Origin of the sequence: Desulfobaculum bizertense DSM 18034, assembly GCF_900167065.1 — a bacterium.
GTDB classification, from domain to species: Bacteria; Desulfobacterota; Desulfovibrionia; order Desulfovibrionales; family Desulfovibrionaceae; genus Desulfobaculum; species Desulfobaculum bizertense.
In genome coordinates this window covers 203,064-220,780 of the sequence record NZ_FUYA01000002.1, presented here as the reverse complement: position 1 = coordinate 220,780, position 17,717 = coordinate 203,064, and the positions used below count along the sequence as shown (strand labels likewise).

The following is a 17,717-nucleotide window of genomic DNA, read 5'->3' as shown; positions in this document are numbered from 1 at the left end:
ATTACACGCCCCATCCCATCAAACACCACCCTTAAAAAAACACACACCAATCTCTGCACACCTCTCACATCACCTCTCTACCCAAACATCTCATCCCACTCTTTACCAAAAGACCTCTCCCTTCCTAACCACAACGCTACACCACTGACACATCCCCATTTGCAGAGTGCAGGGGGATGCAATCCCCTTGCCCACCGAAGGTCATCCTTCCTCTCAAAGGCATTACACGGCCCATCTCATCAAACACCCCCCTTTAAAACACACACACCAATCTCTGCACACCTCTCACATCACCTCTCTACCCAAACATCTCATCCCACTCTTTACCAAAAGACCTCTCCCTTCCTAACCACAACTCTACGCCACTGACACATCCCCATTTGCAGGGTGCAGGGGGATGCAATCCCCTTGCCCACCGGAGGTCACTCTTCCTCTCAAAGGCATTACACGCCCCCCCATCAAACACCACATTTCAAAAAACACACACCAATCTCTACATACCCCTAAAAACCATAAGAAAAGGCCAGAGGGGGACGACCTCTGGCCTTAACGGATGGAGTATATCTGAGGAAACTAACAGGATTCCTGAATCTTGCCCTTGCCATATGGAGTTATGATATAGCGAGGAACAAGCTGACCCGACTCAGTAATTTCTGCGTCGAAGTCCCGAAGAATCCCTACAGCCTTAAGGCTCATTAGATGGTTTTCTACATGGCTCTTTGTAAACTGGCGTTCAGAGCCATATTCATCACGTAACTCATCAAGCAAACTCTGAGCATTGCGGGGCTGCTCATCCCGAAAGCTGTTAGCAATCATCATACGAAACGGAGGCTTCAGATTGAACATAGTTTCTCCCCTAATTCACGCTACGCAGGTTTGCGATGTCTTTGGGATTGCCAACAACCAGCACCATACCGCCAGTAATAATCAGCGCACCCCACAACAGGTTCTGCGTAATCTGGACATCAGTGAATATCGCACTGAACAGAATACCCCAGAGGGCATAGGTGATATTCATAGCCATAGCACGGCTCACGCCGGTCATATTCATTGCCCGGTACCAAAGAATGTAACAACAGGCTCCAAGGAAACCCGCAGCGACAAGGACAAGTCCTGAGAAGTTTGTCATCGCACCTTCCAGAACCATCCATCCTCCGAGAAGCGGAAGCAAAATAAAAAGATACAAAAATGCTGAAACAATCTGATAAATGTTCAGCACAACCGTGGGATCGAGCAAGTCCATGCCATAGGTTGCAAAGACGCCTTCAGCTCCCCAGCCGAGCGTTGCAAGCAGGGCAATGCCGATACCCCAGTAAAAATGTGAGTTCACGCCACCTTCCGGGGGCGCATAACTAATGATGAACGCACCAGCAATACACATCAACAATCCAAGCCAAGCTCTGCCACAGATCTTTTCCTTCAGGAAGATCATTGCCAACACTGAAGCAACAGCAGGATACAGTGACGTGATGGGCAGGACGTATGCAGGTCCTGCAAATTTTAATGCGACAAGATAGCCACCCATTCCTATGGGTCCACCACACAGTGCCCCAAAACAGACAAAGAGTCCGGGTTTGGTGAAGATACTCCGTGCAATTTCTCTTAGGCGACCAGTCTTCCAGTTAAACATCAGAGTCCAGCATCCAGCAATCAGGTCATGCATTCCTGACGCTGTAAGTGGAGCCAAAAGCCACAGGGGGGAATCTGCAAAAGGAGCCATAGAAAGAGCGATACCGAGTACCACGCCTTCGGCGCCCCAGATGATTCCTGAGCACAACGCCCATGCAAGCCCTTTCTTTGCAAATGCGATGTCTCGTTTTTCCTTCAGCTCCCCAACAGTTGGGGAATAAATCTTCATAATAGAAACTCCGTCTCATGTGTAAGGGGCCATAGGTTTGCAGATATCTTCACAAGCAACAAGTACGCCAAGAAAAAAAGTTTCGGTCTAATCGTGGTTTTCCTCTTGCATAACGGGAAAAAATGTACAAGCACACTGTCAGAGAGCGACAGATTTGTCGTGTTTCGCAATAGAGTACGGGTATAAAACCATTTTCCCGAATAGCTTATTGGCGAAACGACAAAAATGACATGATTTGCGACAAGGATGACTGACATGCCGAATGAAGACTATGAAGCTTTGCGAAAAGAATGTGAAATTCTCCGCATAAAGGCCAAGGATTCTGAAAAACTTCGTAACCAGTTGCAAGAAAGTGAAGAGCGCCACACCCGCATGCTGCACAACCTCCCCGGAATGGCCTACAGATGCCGTATCGATTCCGACCTCAACTACACTCTGGAGTTTGCAAGCCGAGGAAGTCTGGAGCTTCTTGGTTTCACCTCTCATGAGATGATTCGGGATAACTGGAACACCATTGAGCGGATGACCGATCCTTCTGATTTGATGAGAATCAGAAAACACGTAAAAGACCATGTCATGAAACATGAGCCATACGGAGCGATGTACCGTGTGACCATGAGCACAGGGGAAAAGAAATGGATCTGGGACCAGGGGGAAGCGGTCTATAACCAAAAAGGTGTCGCAACCCATCTGGATGGCATTGTGATGGATGTCAGCGCCCAGAAGCTCAAAGAGATGGACCTCAAGGAAGAAAACGACCGTCTCAGAGCATCCCTCAATGGCCAGTACCGCTTTGGAGAAATGATCGGACGAAGCCCTGCCATGCAGCAAGTCTACAAGCTTGTGATGAAAGCGGCAGAAAGCGACACAAACATCATTGTTTATGGAGAGACTGGAACAGGCAAGGACCTCGTGGCAAGAACGGTTCACGAACTCAGTTCCCGAAAGGGGCAATATGTCCCGGTCAACTGTGGCGCCATTCCCGAACAGCTTTTGGAAAGTGAGTTTTTTGGGCACAAGCGAGGCGCGTTCTCTGGGGCCAACACAGACAAACAGGGCCTGCTTGCTGCGGCGGATGGCGGCACCCTCTTCCTTGATGAGCTTGGTGAGCTTAATCTCAATCTTCAGGTCAAACTCCTCCGCGCCCTGGAAAGCAAACAGTACACCCCCGTCGGCGAAACCCGCCCCCGCCACTCTGACTTCCGTATCATCGCGGCAACCAACCGCAACCTCAAAGAAATGGTGCGCAAAGGTGAAATGCGCGCAGACTTCTTCTACCGAATCCACGTTCTTCCCGTTACCGTCCCCCCACTTCGCGAACGCAAAGAAGATATTCCTCTGCTCATGGACCACTTTCTGGAGCGATTCAAAAAAAATAATCCCAAAAGCGGTGGCCGCTTTGCCATTCCTGCTGCAATACGCGTTGCACTGGAAGAATACGACTGGCCGGGCAATGTCCGTGAGTTACAAAACGTTTTGGACCGCTATGTGGCTTTTGGAGATATCAACTTCACAGACATCCGCGTTAATGAAGAAAAAGCCATAGCGCAGGCCGCAGGAGAGCTTGGAGAGATGGGTATTGTCTTCCAGTCAGGGCAAACACTCAAAACCGCCGTAGAGCAGCTTGAACGCCGCCTCATCGTCAAAACCCTCGAACGCTGTCGCTGGCATAAAGGCGAAGCCGCAGACAAGCTCGGGCTAAACATTCGAACCATGCAGCGCAAAATCCGCCGCTACAGCATCTGACATTCCCCAATACGCAAAAACTCCCGGCAGAAGCAGACGCCTCTGTCGGGAGTTTTGTGTTTGCCGCGAAGCAAAAAAGTACTGTGTTCTATAAAAGATCTTTGTAGCTTGGGAGAAGCCGCTCCTCAATCAACACATCCCAGTCATACTGCTGTGCGTGCTTTATGTTCTGAACGAATGGGGCACCAATATCATTTTGGAATGCCCGAACCAAAGCATCACAGACCCCCTGCTCGGTATTCTCAAACACAAGTCCCTCAAACCCTTGTGCCATAAACCGCTCATGCGCACGGGTCTTGCTTGCAAGACACAGCAAACCAGACGCGCAATACTCCAGCACCTTAAGTGAGGGGGAATCTTCATACGCGCCCCCCGGCACAAAACCGATCCCCACATCGTAATGCCCAAGACGCTGCAAGAGCACATCATGCGGAGCACGACCACAAAATCGAACGGGAAGCCCTCGCTGCGAGGCGTAAGAGCGCAACTCTTCTTCGGCATCCCCTTCTCCCCACAAATCAAGATAAAAACCTCTTCCCTGCGGTGTCTGGCAAAAGCGGTCAACGCCACGCAAAAGCACATCAAGACGACGCGCTTTGGCGAGCGTCCCAACATACACCGCTTTTCGCGGTCCAGATCCTTCTGAGGGCAAAAGTTTTTTGCCACGCGCAGCAGCTGAGGCAAGAGCGCAGTCCACCCCAAAAGGCAGATCTCGGTAGGGAAATCCCTGTGCGGATGAAGGTCCCTGTTCCGCAGAAAAAACGTTTGGGAAGGCTCGGCGGGCATTCTCCAACGAAGTTCCAAAGCACAGGTCAAAATGATGGTGAAGCCGAAGTCCCATTTGCTGAGCAAACCAAAGTTTCTTGCCCTGCGCAAGAAGAGGAGCACGGATATCTATACACCATCGGGCGTTGGGTGCAGCCCTGCGAAGCGCAGCATACAGGGGAAACGTACGCGGGGAGTAATAAACGTGAACGATGTCAGGAGAACAACGAGAAAGTTCCTGCCACCATGCTCGAAACCATAACAAAGCCGACCTTTTCCGCGAAACGAGCTTAAACGGTGTTGCACCGGCAGTCTCTTCTGGGGCGCGGCGCACAACAGGAGCAAATACCGTCACGTCTGCGCGTTTTGCCATTCGCCGTGGAAATTCACAGGAAGCCGCCCGGCCCAGCCCGCCAAATGGGGCGTGTAAGAGATACGCTATTTTCATATGTGACGACCAATTCTTCCAAGAAAGACCTGCCACTGAAACTGTCGGTGCGCTTTATTCAAGGGCTTGCGCAACATGCGAAACAAAGGCTGAGCAGCGTTCAAAAGCAAAAACCAAAAACCCAGCCGATACTTTTTAATTAAACGATATCGCCCAAGCCCATAGCGACGAGCTTTCGTAAGATTCACAGCGCCTGCCAGCTCCATCTCCGGATGAATAACCTGTATCTCTCCATGACGCTCCACCCGAAATCCTTTTTTCATTGCCCGAATCAGAAAATCAGTCTCGGCTCCGGAGCCATACGGGCTCGAAGTCCCAGCTCCAATATGCTCCGGGAAATGCGTTTCCAAAGCTTCGGCGACCTCTCGACGAAAAAACAGGGTTGCCGATGGAGCCTGAAAACAGGCTTCCTGCAAAAAATGTAGCCTATATGGCTTAGCATACTTTTCTTTTTCAGGAAGTCCCTTTGAAAAGTCTCCATTTCGATAAACGATTTTTCCTATTGCAATATCACACTGACCAAGCGCCTTTTCTGCACACTCTAGTGTATCATCATAAAAGAATATATCGTCATCTGTTAATGAAAACATATTTCCTTTTAAAATATCCAACCCTGCGTTTCTTGCTCGTGAAAGGCCACGCTCTGAGCTCACGATCTTCACAGAAAATATATCTCTATACTTTTTTGCAATTTTTTGCAGCGCAAAAGAAGTTTTCTTGTCATTCTGATCTATTATTACAACTCGAAAATCTTTAGATTTCTGGGTTGCAAGTGAAGAGAATAGTTTTTCAACACAATATACTCTGTCAACCGTAGCAAGTATAAGATCAAACATTCCTTTGCAAAACCTTGTTTCAAAAAATTAAATCGGATACGGAAGTGAGCTTGGTGCTATGTGTTCATCACCATTATTAATACTTTCCATTCATGGCTAACGACTCATAGCAAGCGATACAGTGCATAATCAGCTTTTCTAAAGCTGTAAATGTATGTCTTACGCGAGTGCGTCGCATTTAATCAAAAACGCTTACACTGGGGATCTGTGTGCAAAGTTTGAATTTACGGAACAAGCGTGTCTTGGTGACTGGGGCATGCGGAACCATCGGAAAGGAACTGATCCGACAGCTTCTCGAAGACTACGGAGTTGGAGAGCTTATCGGCATAGACAACAACGAAAGTGAACTGTTTTTCGTCGATCAAATTTACGGCAGTTACGAAAATGCACACTTCTACCTTGGCGACATCCGCGACATCAGCAAGCTGACCAAGCTCACCAAGGGAATCGACATAGTTTTCCATACAGCGGCACTCAAGCACGTTATCCTCTGTGAAAAATCACCGTATGAAAGCGTTCAGACCAATATCCTTGGCATCAAAAATGTCATTGATGCAGCTTTGGAATGCAATGTTGAAAAAGTCATTTTCACCAGTTCAGACAAGGCTGTGAATCCCACTAATGTAATGGGGACATCCAAGCTCATGGGCGAGCGACTTATTACTGCCGCAAACAGCCTTGCCCGTGACAAACGGACCATCCTTGCCTCTACACGATTTGGCAATGTCCTTGGTTCTCGAGGTTCGGTCATCCCAATTTTCCGCGAGCAAATCAAATCCGGAAAGAATCTGTCTTTGACTCATCCCGAAATGACCCGCTTTATTATGAGCATTGATGAAGCTACCAAGCTGGTCATTGATTCCTGTGAACTGGCACAGGGCGGCGGAGTCTTTGTCACAAAAATGCCCGTCATCCGCATCAAGGATCTCGCCGAAGTCATGATTCAGGAGCTTGCTCCGGTGTATGGGCACAATCCTGAGGACATAGGCATCACCGTGATTGGAAGCAAACCCGGTGAAAAGCTCTATGAAGAGCTCATGAGCGAAGAAGAAATGGCCAGAACTGTTGAACTGGAAAAATACTTTGCCGTAACTCCCGCCTTCCGTTGTGTCTATCGCCACATCAACTATGAGTATCCTGGGACACTCTCCAAGACCGTAACCCGTCCATACAACTCAGCAAACGAAACACCGCTGACGCAGGTGGAACTCAAAGACTTCCTGTACAAAAACAATCTGCTTTTCGAAACAGCATCCTAGGACTGGACAATGGATATTTTAATTTTAGGTGGTGATGGCTACCTTGGCTGGCCGACTGCAATGTACCTCTCTGCCCGCGGCCATAATGTCACCGTTGCTGACAACTATTTCCGAAGGAATGCCTGCACCACTCTTGATGTTGGCATGCTCTACCCTGTTCCGACACTCATCGAACGGGCCAAGATTTGGCACCAGCACACAGGGAATGAAATCAAGGTCGCTCTTGGAGATTTGTCTGATCCAGAATTCATGCGCTCTTTTTTCAATGGACGAGTCAAATACGCATGGACCGCAACGGAAAAGCCATCCACAGCACAGCCTGACACAGTACTCCACTATGCGGAACAGCCTTCTGCACCGTACTCGCTTATAGACTACAAGCATGCAAACTTTACGCTGCAAAACAACCTGCTCGTAACAAACAACCTCCTCTTTGCCCTCAAAGATTACTCGCCGGAAACCCACGTTGTGCACATCGGGACTATGGGCGAATACGGCACACCAAACATTGATATTGAGGAAGGTTGGCTGGAGATTGAACACAAGGGACGAAAGGGGCGCTTCCTGTATCCTCGTCAGGCATCATCGCTCTACCACACAAGCAAAATCATGGACACTGATCTGATGTGGTTTGCGGTTCGGATGTGGGGCCTTTCCATTACTGACCTGATGCAGGGACCTGTTTATGGCGTTGAAACTCCAGAATCAGAAATCGATCATCGTCTGAGAAGTCTGTTCAACTATGATGAAATTTTCGGAACGGTCATCAATAGATTTGTTGTTCAGGGAGTTACCGGCTATCCGCTGACAATTTACGGTCAGGGAGGACAGACCCGCGGTTACTTGAACATCAACGATACACTCCAGTGCGTTGAAAAATCGGTTCTGACTCCAGCAGGACAAGGTGAACTGCGTATCTTTAACCAGATCATGGAAACTTTCAGCGTTAGTGAGCTTGCCGAACTGACTCAGCGAATTGGTCAGGCAAGAGGCCACAAGGTTGAAATTCAACACATTGAAAACCCACGCAAGGAAGCTGAAGAGCACTACTACAACCCAACCTATTCTGGTCTGGTCGAAATCGGTGTGGAACCGCACTACCTTACAGATAACGTGATGAACTCCATGTTTGCCCTTGTAGAAACATACAAAGAAAACATCAGAAAAGACGTCATCTTCCGTGGCATCCGCTGGTAACGCTAATTTCAGGACTCGTCTATGAAAGCCCAAGGGACCTTGTCTCACTCTTTGAATTTTCTCAAAAAATTCAAACCATTTTGGACTTCTGGAGAAAACACTCCCTTTGAAGCAGTGTCGCAGCGCTCTCACCTGAGAGTTGCTGCCCTGCTAAGTGAGGAACGTGCTCTTGAACTTCAGCCGGAGTGCGAACTTCTTCTCCTCACCCCGGAAAATGCTGTACAGATTGTCAAATACGCTTCGCCAGACTTTATTCTCATTGAATCAGGCTGGGAAAGCGCCACTGGGGAGTGGCGCATGGCGCTCATGCCGGACAGTGAGCACCAGAAAACGCTGCACAAGATTCTTGAATATGCCAAGCACAAGGGCCTTCCAACTGTCTTCTGGATTACGAGTAAAGCCAACCAGCTTCCATATTACACGGATGCTCTGGAGTCCTTTTCTCACATCATCACCCATTCGGCAGAAGTCAGCACCAAGCTTCGCGAACAAAATCGGACAGTCACCCTTCTGCCCGACTGCTTTCAGCCTCTTCGTACCCATCCGTTCCGAACGCTGAGCACCTATCACAAGAAGCATGCCGACATACTTCTTTCCGAAGACATCGACGCTCCCAAGGCAGTTGAAAATATCTTTGAGGGAGACAAGCTTTCCCTGCGTATTCTTTCGGACCAAAATGCAGAACACAAAACGCTTCTGCGCTGCATCCGGGCCATCACATCGCCTCAAAAAAATATTCTGCTGCGCCAAAGTGATCTGTTGATTCACAATGCGGTCCCATCCCGGACACAACTCCTTGCCACGGCATCAGCCTGTCCAGCATTGCCTTTGGAACAGTCAAAGGAGCAAAGCACTCAGCAGCTCAAAAACGACATTGCCCGCCAGCAAATTGATCCTCTTTTTCTTCGCCAAAAGGCCCACAAAGCATGGCGAGCTGCCATGAACTCAGCAAGCGCTGGGCACTGGCTCAAAGCCTGCGCCGCTTCACTTGGTTGTAGCTCAGACTGGAACGAAGAGCCTCGGGTAACACTTGTGGCATCTGTCGCTTCAGAAGAACAGAAGCAGCAGATCCTTACAGCATATTCAAAACAAAGTTATGCCAACAAAGAGCTCCTTCTCTTTGTTGAAAAACAGGCAACAACGACAACAGATGTTCCTTCACATATTCGCATTCTGCCAAAGCCAGAGCCATATGCCCCGCATTTGAGCATTGAACTGGCAGCTCACCTTGGGACTGGCGAGTACGTCCTGTTTCTTCACGAAGGGCTCAACTATGGCAAACACTTCCTCGAAGATATCTTGCTCAGTTTCCGGTGCGCCGGAGATGCTCAGTTCGTCGTCAAAGAACCTGTCCGCGACCTCAATGAAGAGCGTTTGCCCTGCCTCAAGATTAAAGGAAAACACCTTGGGCACAGAGCGCTTGCCTCGCGTGAACTCCTCTTTGCCCTGCGCAAGTCTGTACTGCTCACAAACAGCTTTTCCAGCCTTTCAGCATCCTGCACCATTACGGAAGCCCTCAAGGAAACGCTTATCCAGCAGTGCGCTCACTCTCAGGGACTTTTTGCAGATTCTTTTAATCTGGTGGACTCACGGCATGTCTCTCGCCCCAGCGACTCGCTCCTCCTGAACTGTTCCTTTGAGGTATAGCCCATGAACGTCTGTTTTCTTTCCTCCCGACCTTTTGGCCTTCTTGGCACTCCGGGGACCTACCTCTTTGTCAAATACGCACAGGAGTTCTTTACAACTCTCGTTCTGGCTCCAGAGAACACCCAAGGCGTTTTTGATGAACAAATCCCAATGCTCAACGTTGAAAGCATCTCCCCTCTTGATCTTTTGGGGCGCATGCACGAGCTGGAGGACTTTTCTCCAGACATTTTTTATATTTTCAATAGCCATGAATGGAGTGATACAGCGTTTTTTTTGCGCAAGGCCTTTCCTAACGCAAAAATCGTACTGGACATCAAAACGCCCCTTCTGCTTTCCGGAAAGGCACTCAAGAATGTTCAGGAACGAGGCCAGTTCGCCGAACACACCCTTGATGCCATTGTGACGCTTTCTGAGGAAAGTGTTGAAAGCTGGATTCCGGGGCATACCGTCCCAAGCGTTCCCTATCCACTTGGCGTTGACTGCACACTTTTTCCAGCAGCGTCTTCCATACAGGCCCGAAAAAATTTCCAGCGCTTTGTCTACATTGGTGCCTTGAATCCACGGCGTCGCCTTCCCCGACTGCTCTCGCTTTTTTCGGAAGCAGCAAAACATGCCAAACACCCCCTGTATCTTGATCTCTATGGCAAAAGTCTGGCTGGCATCGCAGAGCTTGAGGAGCAAATTCCAACCCTGCACCCCAACGCCAAAGTAACAATCAAGGGACAGCTTCCACAAAAAGAACTGTTGAAACGTCTCCCTGAATATGACGCAGGCATTGCCTGGGTTCCATCAGAAGTCTTCTCCAACTCTCCCTCGCTCAAATCTCTGGAATTCATGGGTGCAGGCCTTCCATTGCTGGCCTCAAACACAGAAGCACACAGGGCACTCAAAAACAGTGGTTTTTCCCTTTCACTTTTTGAACAGGAAGGACATGGCCTCACAAAAGCCTTGCAGGAACTGCCTCAACTTTCTCAGCAGGAGCAACTTCGTACAAACAGAACGCAGCTTGAATCATTTGATTACACAGCACTTTTGCGTAGCTCCTTTGTCCCTCTGTTCAAGAAACTGGTGCAGAAAAAAACCACAGCTCCGGCCCCTCGCCCTCACAAGCTCACTCTGACCATCATGTCTGACTCGCTTGCTGCAGGAAAAGGCGGTGCAGAACGTGTTTCCTCTGAGCTTGCCAACGAAATGGCACGCCGAGGGCACCGGGTTTACGTCTGCTACAAAAACACAGGGCATCCAGCCTACCCGCTGACAGAGGGGGTCATCCCCCTGCCGTATACAAGCTCGAAAAAGCTTCGGGAGGCACTCATAGCCCTTTCTCCAGATCTTTTCTTTGCCTTTTATTTCAACCGGGAGCTTCTTCGATACCGAAAACTTGTTTTCGGTACAGGAATTCCCTTTGGGATGCAGGAATGCACCAACCCACAACGGCTGGTGCAAACAAACTGGATTGAAAAAAAGGCCCCCAAAACACGCTTTGAGATTCGTGCTGTAGAGCGTGAGGCCGTCGCAGCCTCAGCACAGGCCATTCGTCTTGTGATGCCCGAATATGCAGACAGCTTCCCTGACTACATTCAGGACAGTCTCGCCGCATTCCCAAATCCGTCTTTCGTCCACGAGACCAGAGCACATCAGGAACCACAGGGCCGCTACTCCATCATCAATATTGGGGGGATGAAAAAAAATAAAAACTTCATCACCCTGCTCAAAGCGTTCCACCAAATCGCAGATGAATTCCCCCTCTGGGACATCCGCGTTTTTGGCAACACGCTCGAAGGTCCCCAGCCCCACAAGCTGGAGATCAAAGACTACATTGAGGAACACTCGCTCCAGGAACGCATTCATATCTGTGGTCGAACAGATGATGTTTTCGCTGAATTCCTCAAAAGTCAGATTCATGTCACAGCCTCTTTGAGTGAAGGCTGCCCCACCTGCATTCTCGAAGCTATGGCTGTAGGGGTTCCCAGCATTGGATTTGCAGAATGCCCCGGCACCAATCAGCTCATACGCCATGAGCACAATGGTCTGCTCGCCTCTGGGGAAGATCGTGTCGCAGCACTTTCCCAGCAGCTCAAGGCCCTCATGTCTTCAACCGAACGCCGCGATCAATACGGAAAAGCAGCCCACAAGGATGCCCTCGGCTACAGTCCAGACCGGACGTATGACCGATGGGAAAAGCTCTTTTTCACAGCAGCATCGTACAAAGACAGACTTCATGAGCACATGCAGCTTCAAATGCGCACAGATGCAAACCGGACGCTCAGTTCTCATCGCATTATTCACTCTCTACTGAGCACCATAGATCTCGACTAGGAAGGAAAAGGAGAATGGAAGAAAGGGGATTTCAGGGGGAGACGCTTTCCCAGGAGGAACGGCACGAAATGGCCACGCAACTTTCAGATTTGGCAAAAGAATTTCACCTGAGCAAAACACTGGAAAGCTCGCAGATTCTTCAAGAACTCTCTGAGCTGCTGAGGGAGCAGCGTGACGACCTTCAAAGCCTTGTGCAACAAAATGCAGAAGTGCTGAAAAAGAACGTCATGCTTCGGGAGCAGCTGCGAGAGAGGAATATCCAGCTGGCCCAAAAAAAGCCACAACCACCAAAAAAGGTCGCGGCACAAAAGAAAAAAAAGGTTCAGCATCCAGCATTTCGTATATCCAAACGCATCTTCACCAAAATAAAGCCGGTCCTGAAAAAATATCAGGCCGACAAAATCTATTATTTCGCCAAATTCAAAATCAAGGCGCTTCTGAGAAAATTCAAAGCCCTTGTCAGACGCTTTGTCTAACACCACACAACCGACAAGGTAGCATGCAATGCAAAAAATACTCATTACTGGCGGCTGCGGCTTCATTGGCTGCTCGCTGATTAAACGACTGACCAAACGCCCCGAACAGGTCCAGATTCGAATCCTCGACAGCTTTCTGACCGGAACGCCAGAAGATCTTGAGGGAATCGCCCCTGCACACATCTGTGACGTCAATTCCATCCCTGAAACCACCGGAATCTTTATTGTTGAGGGTGATATTCGCGATAGCGAACTTATGCTGAAATGCGCAAAAGGCTGCGACGCAATCGTTCATCTCGCTGCCAACACCGGCGTTGGTCCCTCTGTAGAGAATCCTCGGCTGGACATGGAATCCAACGTCATTGGTATCTTCAATGCACTGGAAGCCGCCCGCATCCACGGTGTAAAACGCTTCGTTTTTGCCTCTTCTGGTGCCCCGGCAGGCGAAGTCGAACCTCCAATTCACGAAGAATTGCCTCCGCACCCAGTTTCACCCTATGGCGCAAGCAAACTCGCCGGAGAAGGCTACTGCTCCTGCTATGCCAAAACCTTTGGCGTCGAAACAGTCTGCCTTCGCTTTGGCAATGTCTTTGGCCCGCTCTCCAAAAAGAAAAGTAGCGTTGTTGCCAAATTCATTCGACAGGCCGTGCAGGATGAAGAATGCGTCATTTACGGCTCAGGAAACCAGACCCGTGACTTCATCTACATTGACGACCTGATTTCAGCTGCCGAAAAAGCCCTCTTCCAGGAAGGCATCGGCGGGGAAACCTTCCAGATCGCGAGCGGAAAAGAACACACCGTGCTCGAAGTCGCAGAGATCATCAAAGAAGAGCTTCTTCTGCACGATATCCCCATGCGACTTTCTCACGACTCCCCCCGTCTGGGCGATGTGGAGCGCAACTACTCCGATACCAGCAAGGCGCAAAAGCTCCTCGGCTGGACCGCTGACTATGACCTGCGCCAAGGCATTCGCAACACCATCGAATACTTTCTTGGCACCACCAGATAGTTTTTACTCAGGGACCGGGCTTCCGGTCCCTCACAAGAGTGTCCATTGATCCAGCTTTTCCAAAATATACGACGCCATAGATATGCTCTTCGCAGCCAGTTTACGATCAATCTCAAAACCACAATTTCATCAACACAGCTTGGTGTCCTGTGGTGGGTACTTGATCCTCTGCTGCTGATGGGCATTTATTATTTCTTTGTCAAAATCGTCTTTGAGAGAGGTGGACCGCAGTATCACCTCTTTGCGCTTTGCGGCATTGTCACCTGGCAGTGCTTTTCCCGGACTCTTGTGCTCTCTTCCACGGCCCTCACCAGAAGTGCAGGACTTATCCGACAAATCGCACTCCCACTTGAGCTCTACGTGGTGGTACAGCCTCTGGTTCAGTCTTTTTATTACTGTATCGGACTTGGCATTATTTTTTTCTGGAACATGCAGGCCGCTTCTCTGGCGTCTTTTTCCCTGCTTCTTCCACTCTGCGCACTCTTTCTTTTCTCATTCAGCCTAGGCTGCATCCTGTCCATCGTTCAGGTCCACCTCCGCGACACGGCAAAATTTCTTCCGTACCTGCTTCGGCTGGGTTTCTATGTGACACCCATTCTTTATGCACCTGAACGCTTTCTCAAAATTCAGGCTATCCCCGACATTTGCAAAGAAATTTACCTTGCAAACCCCATCCTCATCATCGTGACTGCGGTACGGGAAATTCTGCTCGAAGGACGGCTTCTGCACGTCGAACCTGTTCTGTGGCTGATTGGCGTCTCTCTTATTCTCACCCAGTGTGCCATCGCCTTTTTCCGATTTAACGCACGGACCATCCCAACAGCACTCTAAGATGAAAGAACCATTACTTGAACTTCACGACATTTCTTTGTCATTTCGACGCAAAAAAACGCTGCGGGAACTTCTTTCGTTCAGTCCTCGCAAAACACCGTTTCACGCGCTTCGAAATATTTCTCTCTCGCTCAACGAGGGAGAGGTTTTAGGAATTATTGGCCGGAATGGCTCTGGGAAAAGTACCCTGTCCCGGCTTTGCGCTGGTGTGTACCACCCTGATTCAGGAACCCGTATCGTTCGGGGAAAAGCTCAGCTTCTCTCTCTTGGCGCAGGTTTTCAGAACCAACTCACAGGCCGGGAGAATGTTTTTATCAACGGAAGTTTCCTCGGCCTGAGCTACCCGGAAATTGAAAAAAGATTTCCAGCTATCGCCGAATTCGCCGACATCGGCGAATTTATCAATGAACCCGTCAAGACCTATTCAAGCGGCATGCGAAGCCGCCTTGCTTTTGCCATTGCAACAGCAATCCGCCCCGACATCCTGATTCTTGATGAAGTCATGGCCACCGGAGACAAACCCTTTCAGCAAAAAGCACTCGACCGAATGCAAAACCTGCGAGAACTCGCCAAAGCAGCTCTCGTTGTCTCTCACAGCCCCGGAACACTCAGGAAAATATGTACTCGCATTATTTGGATGCACCAAGGCCAGTGTATCGATTCAGGCCTGCCTGAAACCATTTTAGACAAATACAATTCATTCTGGGCACAAAAAGGATAACCATGTTATTCAACTCTCTTGAATATCTTTTTTTCTTTCTTCCTCTTGTCCTCGCGCTCTTCTATATTCTGCGAAACACCGTGAGCTACCGTGCGGCCAAACTGTGGCTCGTGTTCGCGTCTTTTGCCTTTTATTCTTACTGGAAACCAGAGCACCTTCCGCTGATTCTCGCGTCTATCTGTATCAACTTTAGCTTTGCCAAAGGACTCTGCTCTGCAAAACTTCGGCCCGCAGCGCGCAAGCTCCTTTTCCTGACGGGCTGCGCCTTCAATCTCCTGCTTCTCTGTTACTTTAAATATCTCGGTTTTATTCTCGAAAATATACCACTCACAACAGATCTCTCCAGCTTTTCTAAAATCATTCTCCCCCTTGGCATCAGCTTCTTTACTTTTCAGCAAATCGCGTATCTGGCTGACTGCTATGCCTCCCCAAGTGAAGAATATTCATTTTCTGACTACTGCCTGTTCATCGCCTTCTTTCCGCAGCTTATTGCAGGCCCCATTGTGCACCACAAAGAAATGATGCCTCAGTTTGAGGACAGTTCAGCCTCACAGACTTTGTGGACCAACATGTATTCAGGTCTCTTTTTCCTGTCCCTTGGTCTCGTCAAAAAACTCGGCATTGCTGACAGCTTTGCAACCATTGCCAATGCCGGATACAGCGCTCCAGACAGCCTGAATTTCTTGACAGCATGGGGAACAAGCCTGTCCTACACCATTCAGCTCTACTGTGACTTTTCCGGATACACAGACATGGCGATTGGTTCGGCGCTCCTCTTTGGAATCCGGCTCCCGATCAACTTCAATTCCCCCTATGCCAGCCTTGATATTCAAGACTTCTGGCGGCGCTGGCACATCACTCTCGGCCGCTTTCTGCGTGACTACATCTACATTCCACTCGGGGGGAGCCGAAAAGGATTTACCCGGACACTCTGCAACCTTTTTTTGACCTTCCTTATTGGAGGTCTCTGGCATGGCGCAGGCTGGACCTTTATCCTCTGGGGAGCTATGCACGGCGCAGCACTCGTCATTCACCGCATATGGAAAGCCGCAGGGCACACCATGCCCAAAGCGTGTGCCTGGCTTGTCACCTTTTTCTTTGTACACTGCGCATGGGTCATTTTTCGTGCCCCAACGGTGCAGGACGCGTTCACAGTCCTTCACAAAATGATCCTTCCTACAGACATACATCTTGCCCCCCTCTCCAGCGCACAGCTCTGGATTCTTCCAGCACTTCTGTATGTTCTCTTTGACACCTTTTTCAAAAACTCACAGCGTCTAGAGCACAAGCTCTCGCCGCGTCTGTTGAACACTGCGGTAATTCTTGTTCTCTTTTGGTGCGGAGCAGGCTTCCTCCTGCAACAAAATCACTTCTCCGAATTCCTCTACTTCCAGTTCTAGGCTGCCCATGTTCAAAAAACACGTCCTTTTCATCATGGCCGGGATCATCTTCCCTTTTATGGCCCTCCTTGCAGTCAACGCCACTGTAGACCCGCTCCAGATCTATCACCCCCAGTATTTTGCCAAAGAACGCTTCTGGAATAATCAGCGCTACCAAAATGCGGCAAAACTCAAGCACTTCATCCATAAAGCCGATGCCGTGCTCATTGGCAATTCCATTGCGGACTGCTCTTCCCCTCGCAATATTTCCAAACAAATGAACTGGAACCAGACGCTCAAGCTCACCGTTGACGGTGGACAAATTTCAGAGCAGAGCTTTATGCTCACAGAAGCACTCAAGCACCCCAATATCAAACATGTTTTCTGGGGACTGCGAACGCAAATTTTCAATAAAGAACGCGCTGACGTCTGGCACCGCTCCCAGGTTATCCCCTTCTACCTGTATGACAGAAGTCCATTCAATGACCTGCCTTATCTCGCCAGTCTGACAACGCTCAAAAATTCATGGGCGACCATAACGGCACCCAAACAAGAAAAACACGGCTGGAAAACCACTTCACTGAACTGGCTCAATTACTGGATGACGCCAAGCAAAGGCTCCCGTTGTGCCCGATTCCCCTTTGACAAGCACTCAGCCAAACTGCGACGCCTTGCGCAAAAAAGTCATACTTTTCTAAGTACAACCACGTTTCCCAAAGGTCGCAAGATTCGCCTGCGAAAACTCCCATCAATAGAAAAACACATTGTTCACACAGTAGAGCGCCATCCAGACGTCGACTTCACCATTTTTATTGCTCCAGAAAGCTATTTGCGACTCCAAAGCCGTGGACATGCCTTTCCTGATTACCTCCGCGCCCAAAAGACTCTGGTCATGGCCCTCAAGGACCTGCCCAACGTCCATATTTATGGCTTTGAGGATAACTCACGACTCTGCGGCAACCTGTATAACTTCTGCGACCAAACCCACTATCACTCAGGAGTTAACCAGTGGATGCTCGACAAAATCGCACAAGGAAAAGGACAGCTCACTCCTGGCAACATTGACCGCTACCTCCAGCGAGTTTTTGCCAATACCATCGCATACACTCCCCACTGGGACGCCTCACGGGTTATCCCCATGCTGAAAAAGAAAGAGCGAAGAGCGTTCTACCGCGAAGTACGCAAAAGAGAGGCTCACGCGCCGAAATCTTAACCACTTCTGGAAC

15 protein-coding genes are annotated in these 17,717 nt (G+C 49.4%); 11 read left to right on the top strand and 4 right to left on the bottom strand.

Annotated elements, in window-relative coordinates; translation table 11 throughout:
- Nucleotides 1-573: 573 nt before the first annotated feature.
- On the bottom strand, nt 574-846 hold the full coding sequence (locus B5D23_RS03940) for a hypothetical protein (RefSeq protein ID WP_078684104.1): 273 nt from the start codon (nt 844-846) through the stop codon (nt 574-576).
- A 10-nt stretch (nt 847-856) separates the two neighbouring features.
- Nucleotides 857-1,858, bottom strand: coding sequence for a DMT family transporter (locus B5D23_RS03935; protein ID WP_078684103.1), 1,002 nt, complete (start codon nt 1,856-1,858; stop codon nt 857-859).
- A gap of 255 nt (nt 1,859-2,113) precedes the next feature.
- Between B5D23_RS03935 and B5D23_RS03930 the strand changes: the two genes are divergently transcribed.
- Nucleotides 2,114-3,604 (top strand): sigma-54 interaction domain-containing protein, encoded by a 1,491-nt coding sequence (locus tag B5D23_RS03930; protein ID WP_078684102.1) that lies wholly within the window; start codon nt 2,114-2,116, stop codon nt 3,602-3,604.
- Nucleotides 3,605-3,692: 88 nt separating this feature from the next.
- Here B5D23_RS03930 and B5D23_RS03925 read toward each other — a convergent pair whose 3' ends face one another.
- Nucleotides 3,693-4,742 (bottom strand): glycosyltransferase, encoded by a 1,050-nt coding sequence (locus tag B5D23_RS03925; protein ID WP_159445895.1) that lies wholly within the window; start codon nt 4,740-4,742, stop codon nt 3,693-3,695.
- Between the two features lie 71 nt (nt 4,743-4,813).
- The gene (locus B5D23_RS03920) at nt 4,814-5,653 is read right to left on the bottom strand and encodes a glycosyltransferase family 2 protein (RefSeq protein ID WP_078684100.1); all 840 of its coding nucleotides are present in this window, start codon (nt 5,651-5,653) and stop codon (nt 4,814-4,816) included.
- Between the two features lie 209 nt (nt 5,654-5,862).
- Here B5D23_RS03920 and B5D23_RS03915 point away from each other — a divergent pair, with 209 nt between their 5' ends.
- The 10 genes from B5D23_RS03915 (at nt 5,863) to B5D23_RS03870 (ending at nt 17,704) form a co-directional block, all read left to right on the top strand.
- A complete protein-coding gene (locus tag B5D23_RS03915) occupies nt 5,863-6,912 on the top strand; it encodes an SDR family NAD(P)-dependent oxidoreductase (RefSeq protein WP_144012532.1) in 1,050 nt (349 codons plus the stop codon).
- Nucleotides 6,913-6,921: 9 nt separating this feature from the next.
- Complete coding sequence (locus tag B5D23_RS03910) at nt 6,922-8,109, top strand: NAD-dependent epimerase/dehydratase family protein (protein WP_078684099.1); 1,188 nt, start codon at nt 6,922-6,924, stop codon at nt 8,107-8,109.
- A 21-nt stretch (nt 8,110-8,130) separates the two neighbouring features.
- Nucleotides 8,131-9,756, top strand: coding sequence for a CgeB family protein (locus B5D23_RS03905; RefSeq protein ID WP_078684098.1), 1,626 nt, complete (start codon nt 8,131-8,133; stop codon nt 9,754-9,756).
- A gap of 3 nt (nt 9,757-9,759) precedes the next feature.
- Nucleotides 9,760-12,075, top strand: coding sequence for a glycosyltransferase (locus B5D23_RS03900; RefSeq protein WP_078684097.1), 2,316 nt, complete (start codon nt 9,760-9,762; stop codon nt 12,073-12,075).
- Between the two features lie 68 nt (nt 12,076-12,143).
- Nucleotides 12,144-12,551: a hypothetical protein gene (locus B5D23_RS03895; RefSeq protein ID WP_144012531.1), complete on the top strand. Its 408-nt coding sequence runs from the start codon at nt 12,144-12,146 to the stop codon at nt 12,549-12,551.
- 28 nt (nt 12,552-12,579) lie between these two features.
- The gene (locus B5D23_RS03890) at nt 12,580-13,560 is read left to right on the top strand and encodes an NAD-dependent epimerase/dehydratase family protein (protein ID WP_078684095.1); all 981 of its coding nucleotides are present in this window, start codon (nt 12,580-12,582) and stop codon (nt 13,558-13,560) included.
- Between the two features lie 45 nt (nt 13,561-13,605).
- On the top strand, nt 13,606-14,391 hold the full coding sequence (locus tag B5D23_RS03885) for an ABC transporter permease (RefSeq protein WP_078684094.1): 786 nt from the start codon (nt 13,606-13,608) through the stop codon (nt 14,389-14,391).
- Nucleotide 14,392: 1 nt separating this feature from the next.
- Nucleotides 14,393-15,112: an ABC transporter ATP-binding protein gene (locus B5D23_RS03880; protein WP_078684093.1), complete on the top strand. Its 720-nt coding sequence runs from the start codon at nt 14,393-14,395 to the stop codon at nt 15,110-15,112.
- 2 nt (nt 15,113-15,114) lie between these two features.
- Nucleotides 15,115-16,512, top strand: a complete 1,398-nt coding sequence (locus tag B5D23_RS03875) for an MBOAT family O-acyltransferase (RefSeq protein WP_078684092.1) — start codon at nt 15,115-15,117, stop codon at nt 16,510-16,512.
- A 7-nt stretch (nt 16,513-16,519) separates the two neighbouring features.
- Nucleotides 16,520-17,704 (top strand): hypothetical protein, encoded by a 1,185-nt coding sequence (locus B5D23_RS03870; RefSeq protein WP_078684091.1) that lies wholly within the window; start codon nt 16,520-16,522, stop codon nt 17,702-17,704.
- Nucleotides 17,705-17,717 lie beyond the last annotated feature (13 nt).